The following is a 1,929-nucleotide window of genomic DNA, read 5'->3' as shown; positions in this document are numbered from 1 at the left end:
AAAAAACTTTAAATAAAATGTTGACATTAAATCTCAGGTGCGTAGAATGCGCATCTCGCTTGAGGCAAGGGCTAGAACCTGAATCAAGCAACGCGGTTTAACAACGAATGAGATTGTTAGTTCGCGCCGAATAAAACGTTCATCCGTGAACATTTCGGCATACCTACTTCAGTAGGCATCTTTAACAATTAGTTATCATGCAATTTGTGTGGGCACTCACGTTACATTGATTTTACACAGTCGGTCTTTATTTTATAAAGAAAGACGTAAAACAGTTTAATGATGAATGTCACACAAAATAAGTATTAAAGATTCCTTCGGGATGATTTAGTACGTTTTATGTAGTTACTTAATCCTTAGTCGGAATTGAGTAACACGACAGAATTCATTGAGCAGTAGGACTTGTTCCTACACAAACGATTTTTTAATTGAAGAGTTTGATCATGGCTCAGATTGAACGCTGGCGGCAGGCTTAACACATGCAAGTCGAGCGGAAACGAGAATAGCTTGCTATTCGGCGTCGAGCGGCGGACGGGTGAGTAATGCTTGGGAATATGCCTTTAGGTGGGGGACAACAGTTGGAAACGACTGCTAATACCGCATAATGTCTACGGACCAAAGGAGGGGATCTTCGGACCTTTCGCCTTTAGATTAGCCCAAGTGAGATTAGCTAGATGGTGAGGTAATGGCTCACCATGGCGACGATCTCTAGCTGGTTTGAGAGGATGATCAGCCACACTGGGACTGAGACACGGCCCAGACTCCTACGGGAGGCAGCAGTGGGGAATATTGCACAATGGGGGAAACCCTGATGCAGCCATGCCGCGTGTGTGAAGAAGGCCTTCGGGTTGTAAAGCACTTTCAGTTGTGAGGAAAGGTGTAAGGTTAATACCTTTGTACTGTGACGTTAGCAACAGAAGAAGCACCGGCTAACTTCGTGCCAGCAGCCGCGGTAATACGAGGGGTGCAAGCGTTAATCGGAATTACTGGGCGTAAAGCGTGCGTAGGCGGTTTGTTAAGCAAGATGTGAAAGCCCAGGGCTCAACCTTGGAACTGCATTTTGAACTGGCAAACTAGAGTACTGTAGAGGGTGGTGGAATTTCCAGTGTAGCGGTGAAATGCGTAGAGATTGGAAGGAACATCAGTGGCGAAGGCGGCCACCTGGACAGATACTGACGCTGAGGCACGAAAGCGTGGGGAGCAAACAGGATTAGATACCCTGGTAGTCCACGCCGTAAACGATGTCAACTAGCTGTCTGTGACCTTGAGTCGTGGGTAGCGTAGCTAACGCGCTAAGTTGACCGCCTGGGGAGTACGGCCGCAAGGTTAAAACTCAAATGAATTGACGGGGGCCCGCACAAGCGGTGGAGCATGTGGTTTAATTCGATGCAACGCGAAGAACCTTACCATCCCTTGACATCCAGAGAATTTACTAGAGATAGTTTAGTGCCTTCGGGAACTCTGAGACAGGTGCTGCATGGCTGTCGTCAGCTCGTGTTGTGAAATGTTGGGTTAAGTCCCGCAACGAGCGCAACCCCTATCCTTATTTGCCAGCGCGTAGTGGCGGGAACTTTAAGGAGACTGCCGGTGATAAACCGGAGGAAGGTGGGGACGACGTCAAGTCATCATGGCCCTTACGGGATGGGCTACACACGTGCTACAATGGCATATACAGAGTGCAGCGAGACCGCGAGGTGGAGCGAATCACACAAAGTATGTCGTAGTCCGGATCGGAGTCTGCAACTCGACTCCGTGAAGTCGGAATCGCTAGTAATCGTAGATCAGAATGCTACGGTGAATACGTTCCCGGGCCTTGTACACACCGCCCGTCACACCATGGGAGTGGGTTGCAAAAGAAGTAGCTAGTCTAACCTTCGGGAGGACGGTTACCACTTTGTGATTCATGACTGGGGTGAAGTCGTAACAAGG

1 rRNA gene is annotated in these 1,929 nt (G+C 48.6%); it reads left to right on the top strand.

The features are described from left to right. Positions 1-425: 425 nt before the first annotated feature. Positions 426-1,929 (top strand): 16S ribosomal RNA (locus tag RM573_RS17395); the annotation flags it as partial.

Source organism: Thalassotalea castellviae, from assembly GCF_031846185.1.
GTDB lineage: Bacteria > Pseudomonadota > Gammaproteobacteria > Enterobacterales > Alteromonadaceae > Thalassotalea_H > Thalassotalea_H castellviae.
The sequence above is the reverse complement of the archived record's forward strand: the minus strand, read 5'-3'. Positions and strand labels throughout refer to the sequence as shown.